The following is a 22,559-nucleotide window of genomic DNA, read 5'->3' as shown; positions in this document are numbered from 1 at the left end:
TGGCCGTAGCGCCGCGTCCAGCGGCGGACCAGATGGTGCGAAGCGAGGTAGGGGTCGAATGCGCGGTCAGGATCGGCGTGCCCCGGAGCCACAACCGTCCCTTCCCGTTCTCCTCGAGCGACAGGCGGGCACGATTCCCGACCGGCTCGCCGTGGTCGCCGGTGCCGACCAGCTCAGCTACGCGCGGCTCAACCGCGAGGCCAACCAGCTGGCCAGAGAACTGGTCGCCAACGGTGCCGGTCCGGAACAGGTGGTCGCGGTCGCGGTGCCCCGGGGTGCCGAAGCGGTCACGGCGCTGCTCGCCGTGACGAAGACGGGCGCCGCCTATCTGCCGATCGACATGGACTATCCGGCAGGGCGGATCGAGTTCATGCTCACCGATGCCCAGCCCGCCGCAGTGCTGACGACACGGGACACCGCGGCCTCGCTTCCGGAACTCCGGGAAACCCCGCTGCTCGTGCTCGATGCTCCGCACACGCGCGCGCGGCTCGCCGAGCTCGACGGGGCCGACCTCACCGACCGGGACCGTCTCGCCGCCATGCACGAGCGAACGGCGGCCTATGTCATCTACACCTCGGGCTCCACGGGGCGACCGAAGGCCGTCGTCATCGAACACCGCTCGCTCGCCGACTACCTCGACTGGTCGATCCGGACGTATCCGAGCCTCACGGGCTCCTCACTCTGGCATTCCTCGCTTTCCTTCGACATGACCGTCACCTCGCTGTTCTCCGCATTGGCCGCCGGCGCGACAGTGCACGTGCTCTCGCTGGCCGACGCCGAGGGGCACCGCCCGCCGCGGTGCACCTTTCTCAAGGCCACGCCAAGCCATCTCCCGCTGCTCGACGCGCTCGGTGAAGGCTTCTCACCGAGCGGGGAACTGATGCTCGGTGGTGAAGCGCTGCTCGGGGCGAACCTGCGGCGCTGGCGGGAACGCAATCCCGGGGTACCGGTGCTCAACGTCTACGGCCCTACCGAAACCACGGTAAACTGTGTCGAATACCGGGTGGAGCCGGGCGCGGACATCCCCGATGGAGTACTCGCGCTCGGTACGCCGATGGATGGGGTGCGGGTATACGTGCTCGATGCGCAGCTTCGCGAGATCCCGTCCGGGGAGACCGGCGAACTCTACGTCAGTACGGTGGGCCTCGCCCGCGGCTACCTCAATCAACCCGGCCTGACCGCGCAACGTTTCCTCGCGAACCCCTTCGAACCGGGTACCCGGATGTATCGGACCGGCGATCTGGCCAGGTGGTCCGCGCATGGTCAGCTGGAATTCGCCGGTCGTGCGGACCAGCAGGTGAAGGTGCGCGGATTCCGCATCGAGCTCGGCGAGATCGATGCGGTGCTCGCCGCGCAGGACGGTGTCGCCGAGTCGGCCGTGGCGGTGCACGAGGACGCGACCGGGGATGCCCGGCTACTCGCCTATGTGGTGCCACGCCAAGCTCCGCCCGCCGACGCCCACGAGCAGGTGCTCGAGTGGTGTTCGGTGCACGACGCGGAATACGCGCAGGCGCCACCGGCCGAACCCGGGGAGAATTTTCACGGCTGGAACTCCAGCTACGACCGGATGCCGATCCCGCTCGAGCAGCTGCACGAATGGCGCGACAGCACCATCGCACGCATCCGCGACCTACAGCCACGCAGGGTGCTGGAGATCGGTGCGGGATCCGGGCTGCTGCTGCATCACCTCGCCCCGCACTGCGAGTCGTATGCGGCCACGGATCTGTCCCCGCATGCCGTGGAAACCCTGCGCGCGCAAGTGGCGGAAGCACCCTCCCTTCGCGAGCGGGTGAGCGTGCACTGTGTTCCCGCGCACGAGCTCGCGGGGTTCGCCGGGGACCGGTTCGACACGATCGTGCTGAACTCGGTCGTACAGTACTTCCCGAGCGGGGACTACCTCCGCTCGGTGCTGGAGAAACTGCGCGGGCTGCTCAGCCCGGGCGGTGCCGTGTTCCTCGGGGATGTCCGCGATGCGCGGCTGGACCGGATCCTGCACACCGACGTCCAGCTGCACCGGCGAAGTGGCGCGGCCGCCCCGGTGCTGCGTGGGGCGGTCGAACAGGCCGTGCTGCTGGACAAGGAACTGCGGCTGGCTCCAGGATTCTTCGCCGGGCTCGGCTACGCGGGGACCGAGTCCCGGCTGCGTTCCGGCGCGCACCACAACGAAATGAGCCGCTACCGCTACGACATCGTGCTGCACACCGAGCGTGCCGGGAAAACCGAGTTCACCGCGGCACCGGCGGTGGACTGGGGCAGCGAAGTATCCGGTACCGCGGGGCTGGAACGCTACCTGTGCGAGACACGGCCGAGGGCGCTGCGGGTGCGTGGAGTGCCCAACGCGCGGGTGGCAGGCCCGGCCGCCGCGGCAGGAGTCCTCGAACGCGGCGGCACGATCCCCGACGCGCTGCGCGCGGGCACCGATGCCCTCGCGGGCACCATGGAACCCGACGAGCTCGCCGCGACCGGTGACCGGTGCGGGTACCGGGCCGCGGTGGTACCCGGCTCCGATCCGGAGCGATTCGACGTGCTGCTCGGCCCGCGCACCGACACCGGTCACCTCGACGACGGGCCGTTCCCGGTGACGGCCGGGCACGTAGTCGGAGAGCCGGGCGACGCGCGGCTGCTCGGCGCGCTGCAGAGCACGCTGCGCGAACGGCTCGCCTACCGACTGCCGGACTACATGGTGCCTTCGGCCGTACTGCTGCTCGGCCGCCTTCCGCTGACCCCGAACGGAAAACTCGACCGCGCGCTGCTTCCGGCTCCCGACCTGCTCGCCGGCTCCGCTGGCCGTCCACCGCGCAATGCGGCCGAACGGCTGCTGTGCGAACTGTTCGCCGAGGTACTCGGCATTCCGTCGAGCACGATCGACGACGACTTCTTCGAACTCGGCGGGCACTCGATCTCCGCGACCCGGTTGCGCAGCCGCGTCCGCACCCAGCTGGGCGCGGAGCTGAGCATGCGCGATCTGTTCGACGCCCCGACCGTCGCGCGGCTGGCCGAATGGCTCACCACGGCGGGTGCCGTGCGTCCCGCGCTGACCCCGCGCGACCGGCCCGCCCGGCTGCCGCTGTCGTTCGCGCAGCGCAGGTTGTGGTTCCTCAGCTCGCTCGAGGGCGAACGGCCGACCTACAACGTGCCGCTCGCACTGCACCTGGACGGCAGGCTCGACCAGGAGGCGCTGCATTCCGCGCTCGAGGATGTGCTCACCAGGCACGAGAGCCTGCGCACCCGGTTCCCCGAATCCGACGGGGAGCCGTACCAGCTGGTCGTGGAACCGGACGAGGCCTCGGTAGAGCTGGAGGTTCTGGACACCGACGAAGCCGCGCTGCCCGGCCTGCTCCGCGAGACTGCGCGCCGCCCCTTCGACCTCGGCGCCGAACTGCCCTTGCGTGCCTGGCTGTTCCGCTGCTCACCCGAGCGGCACACGCTGCTGCTACTGGTGCACCACATCGCGGCGGACGGCTGGTCGCTTGCCCCGTTGACCAGGGACCTGTCCACCGCGTATCGGGCACGGGCCACCGGTCGGGCCCCCAGCTGGTCCCCGCTTCCCGTGCAGTACCCGGACTACGCACTGTGGCAGCGCACGCTGCTCGGCGACGAAGGTGATCCGGAAAGCGAATTCGCCAGGCAGCTGCGATTCTGGCGTTCGGCCCTCTCCGGTGCCCCGGAGCTGCTCGAGCTGCCCGCGGACCACCCCCGCCCCGCAGTGTCCAGTGCGCGGGGCGGCGTGGTCACCTACCACCTCGATGCCGCCGTGCACCGTGATCTCGTCGAGCTGGCCAAGGCGACCGGCGCCACGGTGTTCATGATCGTGCAGTCCGCGATCGCCGCGCTGCTGACCCGGCTCGGGGCCGGAACCGACATCCCGGTCGGGGCCGCGATCGCGGGGCGGGGCGAGGAGGCCCTCGACGGACTCGTCGGCTTCTTCGTGAACACCCTGGTGCTGCGGACCGACACCTCGGGCGACCCGAGTCTCGGCGAGCTGCTGCGCAGGGTGCGCAAGACGGACCTCGCCGCCTACGCCAATCAGGACGTGCCCTTCGAGCGACTGGTCGAGGAGCTCAACCCGAGCCGATCCCTCGCCCATCATCCGCTCTACCAGGTGATGCTCACCTTCCAGAACAACGCCGAAACCGAACTCGACCTCGGCGAGCTGAACTCCGAGCTGAGCATTCCGCCGACCGGGACCGCCCGGTTCGACCTCTCGTTTTTCGCGCAGGAGAACCAGGAAAGCGATGGGACACCCGCCGGGATGGACGGTCATCTCGAATACGCCGCGGATCTGTTCGAACCGGAAACCGCGCACGCCCTGGCCGAATACCTCGTCCGGCTGCTCGCCGCGGCGGTCGCGGAGCCGGACCTGCCGTTGAGCCGTATCGAGCTGCTCTCCGAGGCGCAGCGCCGACGGATCCTGTACGAGTGGAACGACACCGGTTCCGCGCCATCCCCGGTCATCCTGCCCGCGCAGGCCGAGGCACAGGCCGCGCGCACCCCGGACGCGATAGCGGTGCGCTGCTCCGGGCGCACGCTGACCTACGCCGAGCTCGACGCCGGAGCGAACCGCCTCGCGCGGTTGCTTCGCGAGCACGGTGCGCGCGAGGAACGATTCGTCGCCGTGCTGCTCGACCGCAGCATCGAGCTCGTCGTCGCGCTGCTGGCGATCAGCAAGTCCGGTGCCGCCTTCGTCCCGATCGATCCCGCCTACCCGAGCGCGCGGGTCGAGGCGATGCTCGCCGATACCGAACCGGTTCTCGCGCTCACCGAAGAGGCACACCGGGAACAGCTCCCGGCCGAGATCGCCGTCCTGAGCGTCGAGGACGCGGCCACGAGGTCGGCGGCGACACCCGACTGGCCGCGAGCCCGGCCCGGAAACACCGCTTTCGCCGTGTTCACCTCCGGTTCGACCGGGCGACCGAAGACCGTTGTGGTGCAACACGATTCCTTGCACACCTACCTGGCGTGGACTCGGCGGACCTATCCGAGCGTCGGCGGACGTGCCCTCGTGCACTCGCCGGTGTCCTTCGACCTGACCATGACCGGGCTGCTGGCCCCGCTGACCGCGGGCGGTGAGGTCCACCTGGTGGAGCTCGACGAATCGGCACGGTTGGACCTGCACCGGCCGACATTCGTCAAAGCCACCCCGAGCCACCTTCCGCTGCTGCTCGCGCTCCCGGACCGGTTCTCCCCCAGCGAGCAGCTGGTACTCGGCGGCGAATCACTGCTCGGCGAGATCCTCGACACCTGGCGGCGCAGGCATCCAGGGGTCACGGTGATCAACGAGTACGGGCCGAGCGAGACCACGGTCGGCTGTATGGAGTACCGGATCGAACCGGATGCCGCGGTTCCCTCGGGCGTGGTCACCATCGGCCGTCCGGTCTGGGGAACCCGGATGTACGTGCTCGACGACGCGCTGCGCCCGGTTCCCCCCGGAGTGACCGGGGAACTCTACATCGCGGGCGCGCTGGTGACCCGGGGCTATCTCGGCAGGCCGGGGCTGACCGCACAGCGTTTCCTCGCCGATCCGTTCGGCCCCGCGGGCACCCGCATGTACCGCTCCGGCGATCTGGCTCGCTGGCGATCCGACGCGACGCTGGAGTTCGCCGGGCGGGTCGACCGGCAGGTCAAGGTGCGCGGGTTCCGCATCGAACTCGCCGAGATCGAGGCCGCGTGCACCAGTCATCCCTCGGTGAGCGGCGCCGCCGTCGTGGTGCGCGAGGACCAGCCGGGAGACCGGAGGATCACCGCCTACCTGGTGCCGTCCGGCCCGCTGGATGTCGACGAGGTGCGCGCACACCTCGGGACGATCCTTCCCGGGTACATGCTGCCCTCGGCGATCCAGCCGCTGGAAAAACTGCCGCGCAGCGCCAACGGCAAGCTCGACCATGCCGCCTTGCCCGCCCCCGAGGATCGGCGAGCGGCGCAGCTGACGCCACCGGCCGATGAGCGCGAACACCTGCTGTGCCAGCTGTTCGCGGAGGCGCTCGGGGTCGGCTCGGTCGGGACCGGCGACGACTTCTTCGCACTCGGCGGGCATTCGCTGCTCGCCACCAAGCTGGTGAGCAGGATCCGCGCGCGGTTGGGTGTACAGCTGCCGCTTCGCTCGGTTTTCGAACATCCCACCGTCGCCGCTCTCGCCACGGCACTCGACGGGCCGAGCCGGGCTCGCCCCGCACTGCGCCGGATGCGCCGTACCGAGGAGGGCACACCGTGATTCCGCTGTCCAACGGGGCTCGGGGACTGTGGTTCCTGCACCGGCTCGAGGGGCCGAACGCGACCTACAACGTGCCGCTCGTCCTGCGCTGTACCGGTGAGCTCGACACCGCCGCGCTCGCCACCGCGGTCGTCGATCTCGTGGCACGGCACGAGATCCTGCGCACCAGGATGCCCGAGGTGGACGGCGAACCAGTGCAGCTCGTGCTCGATCCGGCCGAGGCGCCCGCGATGACGGTGCACGACTCGGATCCGGAGCAGGGTCCGGCGCTGCTGGAACGTCTTGCCCGCCACTGCTTCGACCTGGAGCACGAGCCCGCGTTCCGCGCCGAGCTCGTGCGCACCGGACCACGGGAGCACGCCCTGCTGCTGCTCGCCCACCACGTCGCCACCGACGGCTGGTCGACCACTCCCCTGGTGCACGATCTGCTCACCGCCTACACCGCACGCACCGCGGGGAGCGAACCCGGCTGGGCCGAGCTTCCCGTGCAGTACGGCGATTATGTGCTCTGGCAGCAGGAACTGCTCGGCGACCAGGATGACGAGCACAGCCTGCTCCGGGAACAGCTCGAGCACTGGCACCGGGTGCTCGACGGAGCCCCCGAACTGCTGGCACTGCCGACCGATCACCCCCGCCCTTCCCGGCCGAGCAGGCGCGGTGCGCGCACCCCGCTGCACGTGGACGCGTCCCTGCGCACCGCGATCGCCGCGCTGGCCGCGCGCACCAGGTGCACCGAGTTCATGGTGCTGCACGCCGCGCTCGCCGTTCTGCTCGACCGGCTCGGCGCGGGCACCGACCTGCCGATCGGCACCAGCGTCGCCGGGCGCACCGAGGAGGGGCTCGATCAGCTGGTCGGGTACTTCGTGAACACCCTCGTGCTGCGAACCGATACCTCGGGAGCCCCCTGCTTCACCGAGTTGCTCGCCAGGGTGCGCGAGACCGATCTGGCGGCCTACGCCAACCAGGATGTCCCGTTCGAACGCCTGATTCACTGGCTCAATCCGCGGCGCGGGCTGGGCCACCAGCCCTATTCCCAGATCGTGCTGACCATGGAGGACAACGCGACCGAACAGGTGCGGCTCGGCGAACTGACCGTGCGCACGGAGTTCCTCGGCACCGGGGCCGCCAAGTTCGACCTGCTTTTCCTGCTCGCCCCGGACGCCGAAACCGGTGAGATCGGCGGCTACCTGCAGTACGCGACCGAGCTGTTCGACGAGGAGACCGCGCGCTCGATCGCCGAGCGATATCAGCGACTGCTTGCCGGACTGGTGCACGCCCCGGACCGGGGAATCGACGAGGCCGCGGTGCTCTCCCCCGCCGAACGAGCGGTCGTGCTCGCCGCACCGCGCCCGCGCCGCGTGCCCGCCGAGGATGTGGCGAGCGCGTTCACCGAACGGGTACACGCACACCCGGACGCGATCGCCCTCGTGGCGGGCGCCGACGGCAGCGAATACACCTACGCGCGGCTCGATCGCGTCGCCGAGGCCCTCGCCGCGCGGCTGCGGGCCGAAGATGTCCGCGCCGAAGAACCCGTCGCGGTACGGCTGCGCCGCGGCCCACGGCTGGTCGTCGCGCTCCTCGCGGTGCTCAAGGCCGGTGCGGCCTATGTTCCGTTGCACGAGTCCTTCCCCCGGGCACGGGTCGAGACGATCCTGCGGGACACCGGGGCGCGGCTGCTGCTGCGCGATCCGGGCGGCGAAGGGCATGCGGGACTGCGCGCGCTCGACGTGCCCGCAATCGAGGACAGCGAGGGCAGTGGACAACCGGCGGCGCCTGCCCCGGTGCATCCCGAACGGCTCGCCTACGTCATGTACACCTCCGGCTCCACGGGCCGACCCAAAGGAGTCGCGGTCACCCACGCGGACATTCTGGCGCTGGTCTCGGACAGCGCATGGGACGGCGAGACCGCGCGGCGGGTGCTGCTGCACTCCTCGCACGCCTTCGACGCGTCCACCTTCGAACTGTGGCCACCGCTGCTGCGCGGCGGCCGGATCATCTGTGCCCCGGAAGGTGACCTCGATCCCGGCGTCTACCGAAGCCTGTTCGCCGAATACCGGCCGACCGCGGTTTTCCTCACCACGGCGCTTTTCGAACTGCTCGCCGAAGACCAGCCGGACTGTTTCGCCCCGGTCGGGCAGGTGTGGCAGGGCGGCGAGCAGGTCGGGGCCGACGGGCTGCGCCGGGTGCTCGCGCACTGCGCGGACACCAAACTCGTCCACGTCTACGGGCCGACCGAGACCACCACCTTCGCCACGTACCAAGCGATCGAGCGTGGCGCGGAACTCGGTGCCCCGGTTCCGATCGGGAGGCCCATGGACAACAGGCGAGCCAGCGTGCTCGACGCCCGGCTGCGCCCGGTACCGCCTGGCGTCCCCGGTGAGCTCTACCTCTCCGGTTCCGGGTTGGCCCGCGGCTACCTCGGCGATCCGCGGCGCACTGCCGAACGGTTCCTCGCCGATCCGTTCGGCCCGCCGGGTACCCGGATGTATCGCACCGGCGACCTGGTGCGGTGGACACGGCACGGACGCATCGAGTTCCTCGGCCGTGACGACAAGCAGGTGAAGCTGCGCGGATTCCGGATCGAGCTCGGCGAGATCGAGACCGTGCTCGCCGCGCAGGATTCGGTCGCCGCCGCACTGGTCACCGTGCACGAGGACGAGGCAGGGCAGCGGCGGCTCGCGGCGTATGTGGTTCCGCCCTCCGGGGTGAACCCGGATCACGCGGGGCTGCGGTCCGCGCTGGCCGGGGCGCTTCCGGAGTACATGGTCCCGGCGGCCATCACGGTGCTCGGGTCCTTCCCGTTGAACAGCAACGGCAAAATCGACCACGCACTGCTTCCCGCCCCGGAATTCGGCTCGGGTGACCGGACAGGGCGGCCGGTGACCACGGACGAGGAGATCCTCTGCGCGCTGTTCGCCGAGACACTCGGGCTCTCCGAGGTCGGTACCGAGGACGGGTTCTTCGCGCTCGGCGGGCATTCCCTGCTCGTGATGCGTCTCGTGGCGCGGATCGAGGAGGTGTTCTCGGTCCGGCTACCGCTCGCGGAGGTGTTCACCGCGCAAACGCCCTCGGCGGTCGCCGTGGCGGTGCGCGAGGCGAACGCGACCGAGCGGCCCGCACTGGTGGCCGGCCCCCGCCCCGAACGGCCGCCGTTGTCCATCGCGGCGAACCGGCTATGGTTCGTCGATCAGCTCGACAACGCGGGTCCCGCCTATCACGTCCCGTTCGTACTGCGCCTGGAAGGCGAACTGGATCGGGAGGCGCTGTGCGCGGCGGCCGATGACGTGCTCGCCAGGCACGAAAGCCTGCGCACCGCGTTTCCCGCCGAGGACGGGCAGCCCTATCAGCTGATCTCGCGCCCACGGCGGGGAAATCTCCCGGTCGAGGAGCTCGCCCCCGCCGCGGTGCGCGAACGAATCTCCGAACTGGTGCGCGCCCCGTTCGACATCGCCGCTTCCCCACCGCTACGGGCGGCCTTGCTCGCGATGTCCGCCCGCAGCCATGTGTTCGTACTCGTACTGCACCACATCCTCGCCGATGGTGAATCCCTTTCCGTGCTGCGTTCCGATCTCGCGCTCGCCTACAACGCCCGCCGCGCCGGACGAGCACCGGAGTTCGCGCCGCTTCCGGTGCAGTACGCCGATTACGCACTCTGGCAACGGGCGACCGGCACCGGCGGGGACGCCATGCTCGAACGGTGGTGCGCCAGGCTGCGCGGCGCACCACAGCAGCTGAACCTGCCGACCGACCATCCGCGCCCCGCCCACGCCGACTATCGGGGATCCTCGGTCACCGCGCACCTCGGCACCGAACTGCACACCGCGCTCGCCGGGCTTGCCGCGCGCACCGGTTCCACGCTGTTCATGGTGCTGCACGCGGGGCTGGCGATCCTGCTCGGCAAGCTCGGAGCGGGACACGATCTGCCGATCGGCACCCCGGTCTCCGGGCGCACCGAGCCCGCGACCGCCGCACTGGCCGGGTTCTTCGTCAATACCGTCGTACTGCGCACCGATGCGAGCGGGGATCCGCGGGGCACCGAACTGCTGGAACGGGTGCGCGAGCTGGACCGGCAGGCCCTGGCCGATCAGCAGGTTCCGTTCGAACGGCTGGTGGAGGCGCTGAACCCGGTCCGTTCGTTCGCCAGGCATCCCCTGTTCCAGGTGATGCTCGCCTTCCGGGCCGCCCCCGCACACCGAGCCGCGTTCGACGGGCTCACCGTCACCGAGCAGGAGGCGGAGACCGGGACCGCGAAATTCGATCTGTCCTTCGCTCTCTCCGAGGACCGCGACGAAACCGGTGCCCCCGCCGGATTGCACTGCACGCTGCGCTACGCCAGCGCGCTGTTCGAGGAACGGAGCGCGAAGGAGATCGCCGAGCGGTACCTGCGGGTGCTCACCCAGCTCGCCGCCGCACCCGAACGCCGGATCAGCACGATCGACGTGCTTTCCCAGGCGGAGCACCGGGAACTGCGCGTAGCGGCCGAACACACCACGCGCGCCGTGCCGGACACGACGCTGCCCGAACTGTTCCTCGACCAGGCCCGCCGAACCCCGGACGCGGTCGCGGTGCGCGCGGGTGACAGCGAACTGAGCTATGCCGGGCTCGCCGCGCGGGCCTCGGCACTCGCGCGATACCTGCGCGAGCATGGCGTGCGCGAGGGAGACCTGGTCGCGGTGGCCGTGTCCCGGCGAGCCGAGTTGCCGGTCGCGCTGCTCGGTACGCAACTGGCCGGGGCCGCCTATCTGCCGCTCGATCCGGCACATCCGGCGCGGCGGCTGCGGTTCATCCTCGCCGATGCCGCACCTGCCTTCCTGATCAGCACCGGCGAGCTCGACCTCGATTCGTCCATCCCCTGCCTGCGCATCGACGAGCACGAACCGGACGGAGCCGGGACGGCACCGGTACCGATCCGCGCGCTGGGCCCGGCCTACGTCATCTACACCTCGGGATCGACCGGGCGTCCGAAAGGGGTTCGGGTCAGCCAGCGCAATCTGGTGAACTTCCTGGGCGCGCTGGGCGAACTGGTGCCACTGGAAGCGGAGGAACGGTTGCTCGCGGTCACCACGGTGGCCTTCGATATCGCCGCGCTCGAGCTGTATCTTCCGCTGATCTCCGGGGCCACCGTGGTACTCGCCGACAGCGAGGATGTCCGCGACCCGGGTGCGCTCGCCCGGCTGATCCGGGCCGAACGGATCAGCACGCTCCAGGCCACCCCGGCGCTGTGGGAAGCCTTGCTGGACAACGATCAGCAGGTGGTGCGCGGGTTGCGGGCGCTCGTCGGCGGCGAGGCACTGCCCGCACCGCTTGCCGCGCGCCTGCTGGCGACCGGGAGCCCGGTACGCAACCTGTACGGGCCGACCGAGACCACGATCTGGTCCACGACCGCCCTGCTCGAACACGGCAACGACGGGCAAGCCCCACCGATCGGAACCCCGCTGTGGAACACCCGTGCCCACGTGCTCGACGCTGCGTTGCGCCCGGTTCCGCCCCGGGTTCCCGGCGAGCTCTACCTGGCCGGGGACGGGGTCGCGGACGGCTATCTCGGCAGGCCGGGCCTGACCGCCGGGCGGTTCCTCGCCGATCCGTTCGGCCCACCGGGAACGCGGATGTATCGCACCGGGGACCTCGCGCTGCGCGAACCCGATGGCACGCTGCACTATCTCGGCCGGACCGACCAGCAGGTGAAGATCCGCGGGTTCCGGATCGAGCTCGGCGAGATCGAGGCCGAACTGGTCGCGCATCCCAGTGTCGGCCGCGCCGCGGCGGCCGTCCACGAGGACGACCGGACCGGTACCCGCATCATCGCCTACCTCACCGGCGCGCCGGGAGTCCGCCCCGAACCCGACGCGGTACGCGATCACCTGCGCACCCGGTTGCCCGACTACATGCTGCCCGCGCAGTACACCGTGCTCGACGAACTGCCACTGAACCCGAACGGCAAGCTGGACCGGGGCGCGCTCCCCGCACCCGAACGTCGCGAAGGCACCGACAAGACCCCGCCACGTGGTCCCCGTGAGGCGCTGCTGTGCGGGCTGTTCGCGCAGGTGCTCGGCATCGAAGGGTGCGGTGTACACGAGGACTTCTTCGCGCTCGGCGGGCATTCCCTGCTGGTGACCACACTGGTCGGGCGGATCCGTGCCGAATGCGGCGAGATCGGTATCCGGGACGTGTTCGAAGCCCCCACCGTGGCCGGGCTCGCCGCGCGCGCGGGCCGGGCCGGGCCCCCGCGCGCGCCGCTGCGCACCGTCGCACCCGCCCTGCGCGGTACGCTTTCCTTTGCCCAGCAACGACTCTGGTTCCTGCACCAGTTCGAGGGCACGAGCGTGGCCTACAACATCCCGCTCGCGCTGCGGCTGGATGCCTGCCCGAACGAGGACGCCCTGCGCGCCGCGCTCGCCGATGTGGTGCTGCGGCACGAAAGCCTGCGCACAATCTTCCCGGACGTCGACGGCCGGCCCTATCAGCAGGTGGTGGACATCGAACAGGCCGAGGTCCCGTTCGAGAACCTCGACGGCCCGCCCGAGCGGCTCTGGGAGGCCGCGCGCTACGAGTTCGATCTGACCACCGAACTGCCGGTGCGGGCGAGCCTGCTTCGCGGGCCACGACCGATACTGCTCCTGGTGCTGCACCACATCGCGGCCGACGAGGCCTCCCTCGGGCCGCTGCTGCACGATCTGGGCATCGCCTACACGGCCCGCAACACGGGCTCGGCGCCATCCCTGCCGCCCCTGCCCGTGCAGTACGCCGATTACGCGCACTGGCAGCGGACCGTGCTCGGCGACCGAGCCGACACCGGCAGCGCGCTCGCCACCGAGCTGGCCTACTGGCGGGAAGCCCTGCGCGGCCTTTCCGATGAGCTCGCGCTGCCCACCGACCGGCCACGGCCCTCGGCGGCGACCCACCGGGGTGGTCTCGTCCACTTCACGGTCGGCGCGGAAACCCGCGACCGGATCACCGCGCTGGCCAGGGCCCATCGCGCCACCGGGTTCATGGTGGTGCATGCCGCCCTGGCCGCCTTGCTGACCAGGATCGGCGCGGGCACCGACATCGCGATCGGTACCGCGGTGGACGGCCGGAGCGATCCCGCACTCGCTCAGGTGGCGGGGTTCTTCGTGAACAGCATCGTGCTGCGCGCCGACACCTCGGGGCGGCCGCGGTTCACCGAGCTCATCGACCGGGTCCGCGAGGCCGATCTCGGCGCGTACGCCCATCAGGAGGTTCCGTTCGAGCAGCTGGTCGAGGAGCTCAACCCGGACCGTTCCGCGGCGCGCCATCCGCTCTTCCAGGTCACCCTGGCGGTCACCGCGGACGGGAACAGGCTGGAATTCGCCGCGGACGGGCTGCACGGCGAGGCGGAGTTTGTGCGCACCACCATGGCGAAGTTCGACCTGTCGTTCAGCCTTGCCGAGGACGAGAACGGGTTCGCGGGCACGCTCGAGTTCGCCACCGACCTGTTCGACACCGGCACCGCGAACTCGCTCGCCGAGCGGTTCTCCCGGCTGCTCGGCGAACTCACCGCGGCGCCACAGCGGCGGATCAGCGAGTTCGATCTGCTCAGCGCGGCGGAGCGCAACACGGTGCTGCACACGTGGAACACCACCGAGGACGACGCGCCGGTACTCGAGCTCCCCCGGTTGTTCGAGCGGCAGGTCGCCGAGACTCCCACCCTGCCCGCACTCTCCGGTCCGGAAGGGGAGCTCAGCTATGCCGGGCTCAACGGGCGCGCCAACCGCATCGCGCATCATCTGATCGGGCTCGGCTTCGGTCCGGGGGACGTCCTCGCCTGCTGCCTGCCCCGTGGCGCGCTCGCCCTCGCCGCGATACTCGGGATCGCCAAGGCCGGTGCCGCCTATCTGCCCGTGGACCCGGACTATCCGGCCGACCGGATCCGGCACATGCTCACCGATGCCGCGCCGGGACGAGTACTGACCACCCGAGCGCTCGCGCGGGCGGTACCCACCGGCACGGCCCGCGCGCTGGTACTCGACGATCTCGGGGTCGCGGCGGCCCTGGACCGGCTGCCCGGCACCGACCCGGACGATGACGACCGGGTCACCCCGCTGTCCAGCTCCGCGACCGCCTACGTCATCTACACCTCAGGGTCGAGCGGGAGACCGAAGGGGGTCGCGGTCAGCCATAGCGGGATCGGGAACTCCTTGCGGTCGCTGATCGCCCGTGCCGATGTGCGTGCGGGAGAACGCTACCTGCACTTCGTCTCGCTCAGCTTCGACGTCTCGCTCGCCGAGATCGGGATGGCGCTGGTCTCCGGTGCCTGCCTGGTGATCCCTCCCGAGCGGCTGGCAGGCGCCGAGCTCGCGGCCTTCCTCGAGCGGGAACACATCGCGCACGTGATGCTGCCGCCCTCGATGCTTTCCGCGCTCCCGGAAAGCGGGCTTCGCGGGCTGCGTTCGGTGATCACCGGCGGGGAAACCTTCGCCGGGGACCTCGTCGAACGCTGGGCCCCCGGCCGCCGGATGATCAACGCCTACGGGCCCACCGAGGCCACGATGTGCGCCACGCTCAGCCAACCCCTCCGACCGGGCGAGCCCGCCCCGATCGGCAGCCCGATCCCGAACACCCGCTGCTATGTGCTCGACGGCGACCTGCAACCGGTGCCGCCCGGTGGTACCGGCGAGCTCTACCTCGCCGGTACCGGACTGGCCATCGGCTACCTCAACCAGCCGGGCCAGACCGCCGACCGGTTCCTTGCCAACCCGTTCGGCGGGCCGGGTGAGCGGATGTACCGAACCGGGGACCTGGTCCGCTGGGAAGCGGGCGGGGCGCTGCGGTTCATCGGGCGCGCGGACGAGCAGGTCAAGATCCGCGGCTACCGGCTCGAACTCGGCGAGGTCGAAGCGGTACTGAGCGACCAGGACGGGGTCGGCATGGCCGCGGCCGCGGTGCTCGAGCGGGCCACCGGCGAGAAGCAGCTCGTCGGCTATGTGACACCTGGCCCCGGTGCCGAGCTCGATCCCGCCACGCTGCGGGCCGGCGCGCTCGCCACACTGCCCGACTACATGGTGCCGACCGAGTACCTCGTGCTCGACGCACTGCCGCTCACTCCGAACGGCAAGGTCGACCGCGCTGCCCTTCCCGCGCCTACGGAGATCCAGCAGCCCCACACCGCGCCACGTGACCAGCGCGAGGAACTGCTCTGCGGGATCTACACCGAACTGCTCGGACGCGCCGAGGTCGGCATCGACGAGGGATTCTTCGCGCTCGGCGGGGACAGCATCCTGTCCATCCAGCTGGTCTCCCGGGCCCGGAAGGCGGGTCTGCGGTTCAGCGCGGCGGACGTGTTCCAGCGCGGCACGGTCCGCGAACTCGCCGCCCTCGCCTCGGCGGGCGCACCACGCAGGGACACCGACGAGAACGGGACCGGACCGCTTCCCGCACTGCCCATCATGCGCTGGCTGCACGAGCTCGACGGGGTGAGTCCGCGGTTCAGCCAGTCGATGCTGCTTTCGGTGCCCGCGGGTCTCGACCGAGAACGGCTCACCTCGGCACTGGGCGCGCTGCTCGACACGCACGACGCGCTGCGGCTGCGCTGGCCCGAGGACGGCGAGCCGGTCGTGCTCCCGAAAGGGTCGATCGACCCGGCGAGCGTGCTGCACGTGGCCGATGCCCGCGAACACGGTAGGGAACCCGCCTGGCTCGGCGAGCAGGGCCACGCGGCGTGGCGGCAGCTGGACCCCGCTGCGGGGGTGATGCTGCGCTGTGTGTGGTTCGACCGGGGCTCCGCCGGGCCCGGTGCGTTGCTGCTCGTGCTGCATCACGCTGCGGTGGACGGGATTTCCTGGCGGATCCTGCTCCCGGACCTGCGCGCCGCCTACGAGGGCGCCGCACCCGAGGCCGTACCGACCTCGCTGCGCACTTGGTCGCTGTGGCTGCACGAGGAGGCGCTCCGTCCGGGCAGGACGGCCGAGCTGACCTTCTGGGAACGGGCCCTGACCGTGCCGACCGCGCCGATCGGGCGACGCCCCCTCGACCCGCGCACGGACACCGCGGGCCGTGCCGAGGAGTTCACCACGGTCCTGGGCGCCGAGCAGACCCGGGCGCTGCTGACCACGGTGGCGGCCCGATTCAACGCGGGAATCGAGGATGTGCTGCTGACCGCGTTCGCGGTGGCGCTCGGGAAGGCGGCACGCGGGCCGGTGCTCGTCGACGTGGAGGGGCACGGAAGACAGACCGGGCTGTTCGAGGATGTCGACCTCTCGCGCACCGTCGGCTGGTTCACCACAAGCTATCCATTGTTGCTCGAACCGGGGACCGCCGACCCCAAGCAGGGCACCGCGCTCGGTGCCGCGCTGAAGGCGGTGAAGGAACAGGTTCGCGCGGTCCCGGACCGGGGCATCGGCTACGGACTGCTTCGCTACCTCAACGAGGAGACCGCGGCGCGACTGCGCGCCCTGCCCGGCGCCGCGGCCGGATTCAACTATCTGGGTCGGATGGCGACGGCGGGCAGGAACCAGGACGAGCCAGGAGACTGGTCGGTGCTGCCCGGGGCGCCGGTTCCGCCGGGACAGGGACCGGACATGCCCGCCGTGCACGCCATCGACGTGAACGCGCTGACCGAGGACCGGGCCGACGGACCGTACCTGTCGGTGACCTGGATGTGGCAGCCAGGAGTGCTCGACGAGGCGGCCGTCACCCGGTTGGCCGCCGACTTCGACGAGGCACTGCGCACGCTCGTCGAGCACACGGCGCGCCCGGATTCCGGCGGCCTGACGCCCTCGGATCTCGGCATGACACTCGACCAGGACGAGATCCTCGACCTCGAAGCGGAACTGGGGAACCCCGAATGACGGCACCGGCACTGGAAGACGTACTCCCGCTCGCCCCACTGCAGGCGGGCATGGCCTTCCACACGCTCTACGACGAGGACACCGTCGACGTGTACGCGGCCCAGTTCGTGCTGCGGCTGGACGGACCGGTGCGCGCCGAGCTGTTGTCCGCGGCGCTGCACGCCCTCGTACACCGGCACCAGGCCCTGCGCGCGAGCTTCCGCCAACGCCCGAAGACCGGTGAGCTCATCCAGGTCATCCACCGCACGGTACGGGTGCCGTTCACCGAACGGGATCTGCGCGCCGAACCGGATCCGGAGCAGGCGCTCGGCGAATTGGCCGCCACTGAGCGGGTCACCCGGTTCACGCTCACCGATCCCCCGCTGCTGCGCTGTGTGCTCGCCCGCACCGGCGCCGAGCGGTACCGGCTGGTGCTCACCGGGCACCACATCATCGCGGACGGCTGGTCCTGGGCGCTGCTGGTGCGGGAACTGCGCGAACTCTACGGCCACGACGCGGACCCGGACTGCCTGCCTCCCGTTTCCCGGTACCGGGACTACTTCGACTGGCTCGCCGCCCGCACACCCGAGCGGGCCGAGCGCGCGTGGCGGGATGCGCTCGCCGACCTGGCGGGGCCGACACTCGTCGCCGCGGACCGGCGCCGTACTCCGGCGCTTCCCGCCTCGGTGACCGCGGAACTCGACCCGGCGGCCACCGCGCGGCTGGCCTCGGCCGCCGGGGAACTCGGGGTGACCCAGGCGAGCGTGGTGCAGCTGGCCTGGGCGATCCTGCTCGGTTCGCTCACCGGGAACGAGGACGTGGTGTTCGGCACGACCGTTGCCGGGCGCCCCGCGGAGGTTCCCGGGATGGAGTCCATGGTCGGGATGTTCATCAACGCGATCCCGCTGCGGATCCGGCTGGACAAGGAACAGACCCCGCGCACCGTCCTGGCCAGGTTCCAGCGGGAACAAGCCGCGCTGCTGGACGCCGCGCACGTGGATCTCGGTACGGTGCAACGGATCGCCGGATCCTCGGACCTGTTCGACACGATGACGGTGCTGGAGAACTTCCCTTCGCGGACCGGAGACGAACAGCCCGTCGCCGGGGTGCGGTTCGCCGAGATGGATATCCGGGACGCCGCGCACTACCCGCTGCGACTGGTCGCCGGGGTACTCGGCGATAACTTCACGCTACGGCTGGACTATCTGCCCGCACTGTTCGCCGAGCCCGACGCGCGGCTGATCGCGGACCGCTTCGTCACCACGCTCGGCGCGCTCGGCGACCACGCGGACACCGCGCTCGCCGAGCTGTCCCCGCTCAGCGAGGCCGAGGCCGCGCGGATCACCACGCGAGCGCGCGCGGAAGCCGCGGCCGAGTTCCCTGAACCCAGCGAACCCATCGAACCCGGCGGACCGCCCGTCGCACCGAGCGTGGAAATCCTGTGTGGACTGTTCGCCGAAGCGCTCGGAACCGACTCGTTCGGGGCCGATGAGGACTTCTTCGCGCGCGGCGGGCAGTCGCTCTCGGCGATCCGGCTACTCAGCCGCATCCGTTCGGTGCTCGGTGTCTCGCTTCCGGTGCGCGCCGTGTTCGACGCTCCCTCCCCCGCCGCGCTCGCCCCGCGGATCGGCTCCGGTTCCCGGCCACGGATCCCGATCACCGCGGGCACGCGCCCGGAACGCATCCCGCTGTCGTTCGCTCAACGCAGGCTCTGGTTCCAGTTCAGCCTCGAAGGCCCGAGCGCCACCTACAACATCCCGGTCGTGTTGCGGCTGCGCGGTGAGCTCGACCGGCACGCACTGCGCGCCGCGCTCGGCGATGTCCTCGCCAGGCACGAAAGCCTGCGCACCGTGTTCGCCGAACACGACGGCGAACCGGTGCAGCTGATCAAACCCGCGAACCAGTGCGGCGAACCGCTCGAGGAACGCGAAGCCGAGCGGCTCGACGAGCAACTGACCGAAGCGGCACGCTACCCGTTCGACCTGAGCACGGATATTCCGTTGCGGGCCACGCTTTTCCGGCTCAGCGAGCACGAACACGTGCTGCTGCTCGTGCTGCACCACATCGCGGGCGACGGCGCATCGGCCGCACCGCTCGGTGCCGATCTGGCCACGGCCTACACGGCCCGGCACGCGGGAGCCCCGCCTCGGTTCGCTCCGCTTCCGGTGCAGTACGCGGACTACGCACTGGGGCAACGCGCCCTGCTCGGCACCGAGCAGGATCCGGAAAGCGCGCTGAGTGTGCAGCTGCGCTACTGGCGTGACACCCTCGCGGGAACACCGGAACTGCTCGAGCTGCCCATCGACCGGCCGCGGCCCTCGGTGATCAGTCATCACGGCGACACCATCGCGATCGAGCTCGATGCCGCACTGCACACCGGTGTGCTCGCGCTCGCGCGGTCCAGCCACACCAGCGCGTTCATGGTGGCCCACGCCGCACTCACCGCGCTGCTGACCGGGTACGGGGCGGGCACCGACATCCCGATCGGTACCGCGGTCGCCGGACGTGACGAGGAATCGCTGACCGGGATGATCGGTTTCCTGGTGAACATGCTCGTACTGCGCACGGACACCGGAGGGGATCCGAGCTTCGCCGCGCTGCTCGAGCGGGTCCGCGCGGTCGACCTCGCCGCCTACGAGCACCAGGATCTGCCCTTCGAACGGCTCGTCGAGGTACTCAATCCGGCGCGCTCGCTTGCCTACCACCCGCTGTTCCAGGTGATGCTCACCTTCCAGGACAGCGCGGCGACCGAGCTCGCACTGCCGGGGATCGAGGCCAGCGCGGGTGGCCTGGGCACCGGGGTCGCGAAATTCGATCTCGCCCTCAGCCTCGCCGAGACCCACGACGAACACGGCGCGCCCGCCGGTATCAGGGGCGTGCTCGAATACTCGACTGATCTGTTCGATCCGGGTACGGCGGCCCGGCTCCGCGATGGTTTCGCCGCCCTGCTGCGCGCCGCCCTCGCGGCCCCGGACACCCCGATCAGCCGGTTGCCGGTGCTCGCCGAGCCCGACCGGAGGCTGTTCGCCGGGTACGAGTCCGGTCCGCGCGAGGACGTTGCGGAACCGAGCTGGACACGGCTGTTCGAGCGCCAGGTCGCGCGCGGCCCGCAGGCTCCGGCGGTCCGCGCGGAGGGGCGAACCCTGACCTACGCCGAGCTCAACAAGGCGGCCAACCGGCTCGCCCATCGGCTCATCGCGAACGGTGCCGGTCCGGAGCACACGGTCGCGGTCACCGTGCCGCGCGGCGCGGAGCTGATCATCGCGGTGCTCGCGGTGCTCAAATCCGGCGCGGCGTATCTCCCGGTGGATCCGGACTATCCCGCAGAACGAGCGCGCTACATGCTCGAGGACAGCGCACCGGCGGCGGTACTGACCACCTCCGCGCTCGCCGAACGCAGCGCGGGCCTGCCCCAGGTGTTCGTCGATCGCGCCGAGCCGGGCCCGGACACCGATCCGAGCGATGCCGACCGGGGCGCCCCGGTGCATCCGGACACCCCGGCGTACGTCATCTACACCTCGGGTTCGACCGGACAGCCCAAGGGGGTGATCGCCGTGCACCGCGGCCTGGTGAACTTCGCCGCACACCAGTGCCGTTCGTACGGCGCCGGTCCGGGGGCCACCGTACTGCAACTTGTCTCACCGAGCTTCGACGTGTTCATCTCCGAACTGAGTCTGAGCCTCGGCACCGGAGCCTGCCTCGTGGTGCCCGGGTCCACCCCGACCGGGCACGAGCTCGCCGCGCTGCTCGCCGCGGAATCCATCACCCATGTGCACATTCCGCCCTCGATCCTCTCCGGCGTCCCGCGCACCGAGCTGCCCGCGCTCACGACTCTGATCACCGGGGCCGAGCAGTGCCCTCCCGAACTGTTGCGCGCGTGGACCCGGCGGTGCACCGTGTTCAACGCCTACGGCCCGACCGAGGCGTGCGTGGATGTGAGCTTCGCCGACTGCGCGGAACGCTCGGGCATCGGGTATCCGGTACTCAACACGAGCGTCCGGCTGCTCGACGACCGGCTGCGCCCGGTCCCGCCCGGTGTCACCGGAGCGCTGTATGTCAGCGGCCCCGGACTCGCCCGCGGGTACGCGCGCAGGCCGGGCCTGACCGCGCAGCGGTTCGTCCCCGATCCGTTCGGCGAACCGGGAACGCGGATGTACCGCACCGGGGACCTGGCCCGCAGACGCGCGGACGGCGGCCTCGAGTTCGCCGGGCGCGCGGACCGCCAGGTCAAGGTGCGGGGACACCGGGTGGAGATCGGCGAGGTCGAATCGGCACTGCACCGGGTGACCGGGGTCCGCGCCTGTGCGGTGGAAGCGCGCGGCGACCGGCTCGTCGGCTATGTGGTCGCCGAGCACGCCGCGGTGCGCTCCGGAGAACTGCGTGCCGAGCTCGCCAAGGTCCTGCCCGGTTACCTGGTGCCCGAATCCTGGGTGTTGCTCGATCGGTTTCCCCTGACCGCGAACGGGAAACTCGATCGCACACGGCTCCCGGAACCGGACTACCGCGGCGGAACCGGCCGAGGGCCACATACCGCGCGGGAACGGCTGTTGTGTGAGCTGTTCGCCGAGGTGCTCGGGCTGGACTCGGTCGGCCCGGAGGACAACTTCTTCGAACTCGGCGGGCATTCCCTGCTCGCCGCGAACCTCGCCGGGACGGTACGGGAGGTGCTCGGCATCGAACTCGGTGTCCGCGCCGTCTTCGAGGCGCCGACACCGGAGGCACTGCTCGCCCACAGCACCCAGGGGAAGCGGTCGGAGGACGCCTTCGGCGTGGTCCTTCCGTTGCGTGCGAGCGGGACCAAAGCACCGTTGTTCTGCGTGCACCCGATCGGCGGTACCGGCTGGTGCTACACCGCGCTCGTACGGGCGCTCGACCCGAGCCATCCGGTGTACGCCGTGCAGGCGCGCGGCCTCGACGATGCCTCGGGCCTGCCGGCCAGCATCGCCGAACTCGCCGCCGACTACGCCGAACAGATCCGCGCGGTCCAGCCGCACGGCCCTTATCACGTGCTCGGCTGGTCGCTCGGCGGGAATCTGGCGCAGGCGGTTGCCGCCGAACTCGCCACCACCGAACAGGTGGCTCTGCTGGCGATCCTCGACGCGTATCCGCTGCCGCCCCGGCAGCGGGCCGTGCTGAGCACCCGCGAGGTGCTCGACCGGATGTACCAGGAGTATTCCGCCGCATACGCCGGAGCGGAGCCGGATTGCGTGGTGCCCGAGGACGAGCAGGCGGTGCGGGGCCGCATCGTGGAACTGCTCGGCAACGGAGAGCTCGCCGGTTTCGACGAACCGCAGCGCCACATACTGCTCGACGTCATGGCGAACACCGTGCGGATCAGCACGTCCGCGGAACCGGCCCGGTTCGCCGGGGACCTGCTGTTCTTCGAGGCGACCGAGGGGCAACGGGGAGCCGGGAACGTGACCCCCGGGGACTGGCAGCCCTATACCGAAGGGCGGATCGAGGTCACCGGAATCGGCTGTAGGCACGAACGGATGCTGGACAGGGAGCCCATCGGCCACATCGCGGCGATCCTGAGTGAGCGGATCGCCCAGCGCTGAACGGTT

The 22,559-nt window shown here is 70.7% G+C and carries 3 protein-coding genes; all 3 read left to right on the top strand.

The genetic code is table 11. The features are described 5' to 3' along the window. Positions 1-58 precede the first annotated feature (58 nt). Genes AD72_RS15505 through AD72_RS15495 form a run of 3 tightly spaced genes read left to right on the top strand, consistent with a single transcriptional unit; the run spans position 59 to position 22,553 of the window. Positions 59-6,211, top strand: coding sequence for a non-ribosomal peptide synthetase (locus tag AD72_RS15505; RefSeq protein ID WP_051898652.1), 6,153 nt, complete (start codon positions 59-61; stop codon positions 6,209-6,211). Beyond that, positions 6,208-17,016 carry a non-ribosomal peptide synthetase gene (locus AD72_RS15500; protein WP_051898651.1) on the top strand — a complete coding sequence of 3,603 codons (10,809 nt, stop codon included), beginning with the start codon at positions 6,208-6,210 and terminating at the stop codon, positions 17,014-17,016. Before AD72_RS15505 ends, AD72_RS15500 begins: the two co-directional genes overlap by 4 nt. After that, entirely contained in the window at positions 17,013-22,553 is a 5,541-nt protein-coding gene (locus AD72_RS15495) for a non-ribosomal peptide synthetase (RefSeq protein WP_037345992.1), read from the top strand. Before AD72_RS15500 ends, AD72_RS15495 begins: the two co-directional genes overlap by 4 nt. The last annotated feature ends 6 nt before the right edge of the window (positions 22,554-22,559 follow it).

This window comes from Sciscionella sediminilitoris, from assembly GCF_000737195.2.
Lineage (GTDB): Bacteria > Actinomycetota > Actinomycetes > Mycobacteriales > Pseudonocardiaceae > Sciscionella > Sciscionella sediminilitoris.
The sequence above is the reverse complement of the archived record's forward strand: the minus strand, read 5'-3'. Positions and strand labels throughout refer to the sequence as shown.

Coding starts and splice junctions, on each gene's coding strand:
- AD72_RS15505 (WP_051898652.1), top strand. CDS start 59: ATGCGCGGTCAGGATCGGCGTGCCCCGGAGCCACAACCGTCCCTTCCC.
- AD72_RS15495 (WP_037345992.1), top strand. CDS start 17,013: ATGACGGCACCGGCACTGGAAGACGTACTCCCGCTCGCCCCACTGCAG.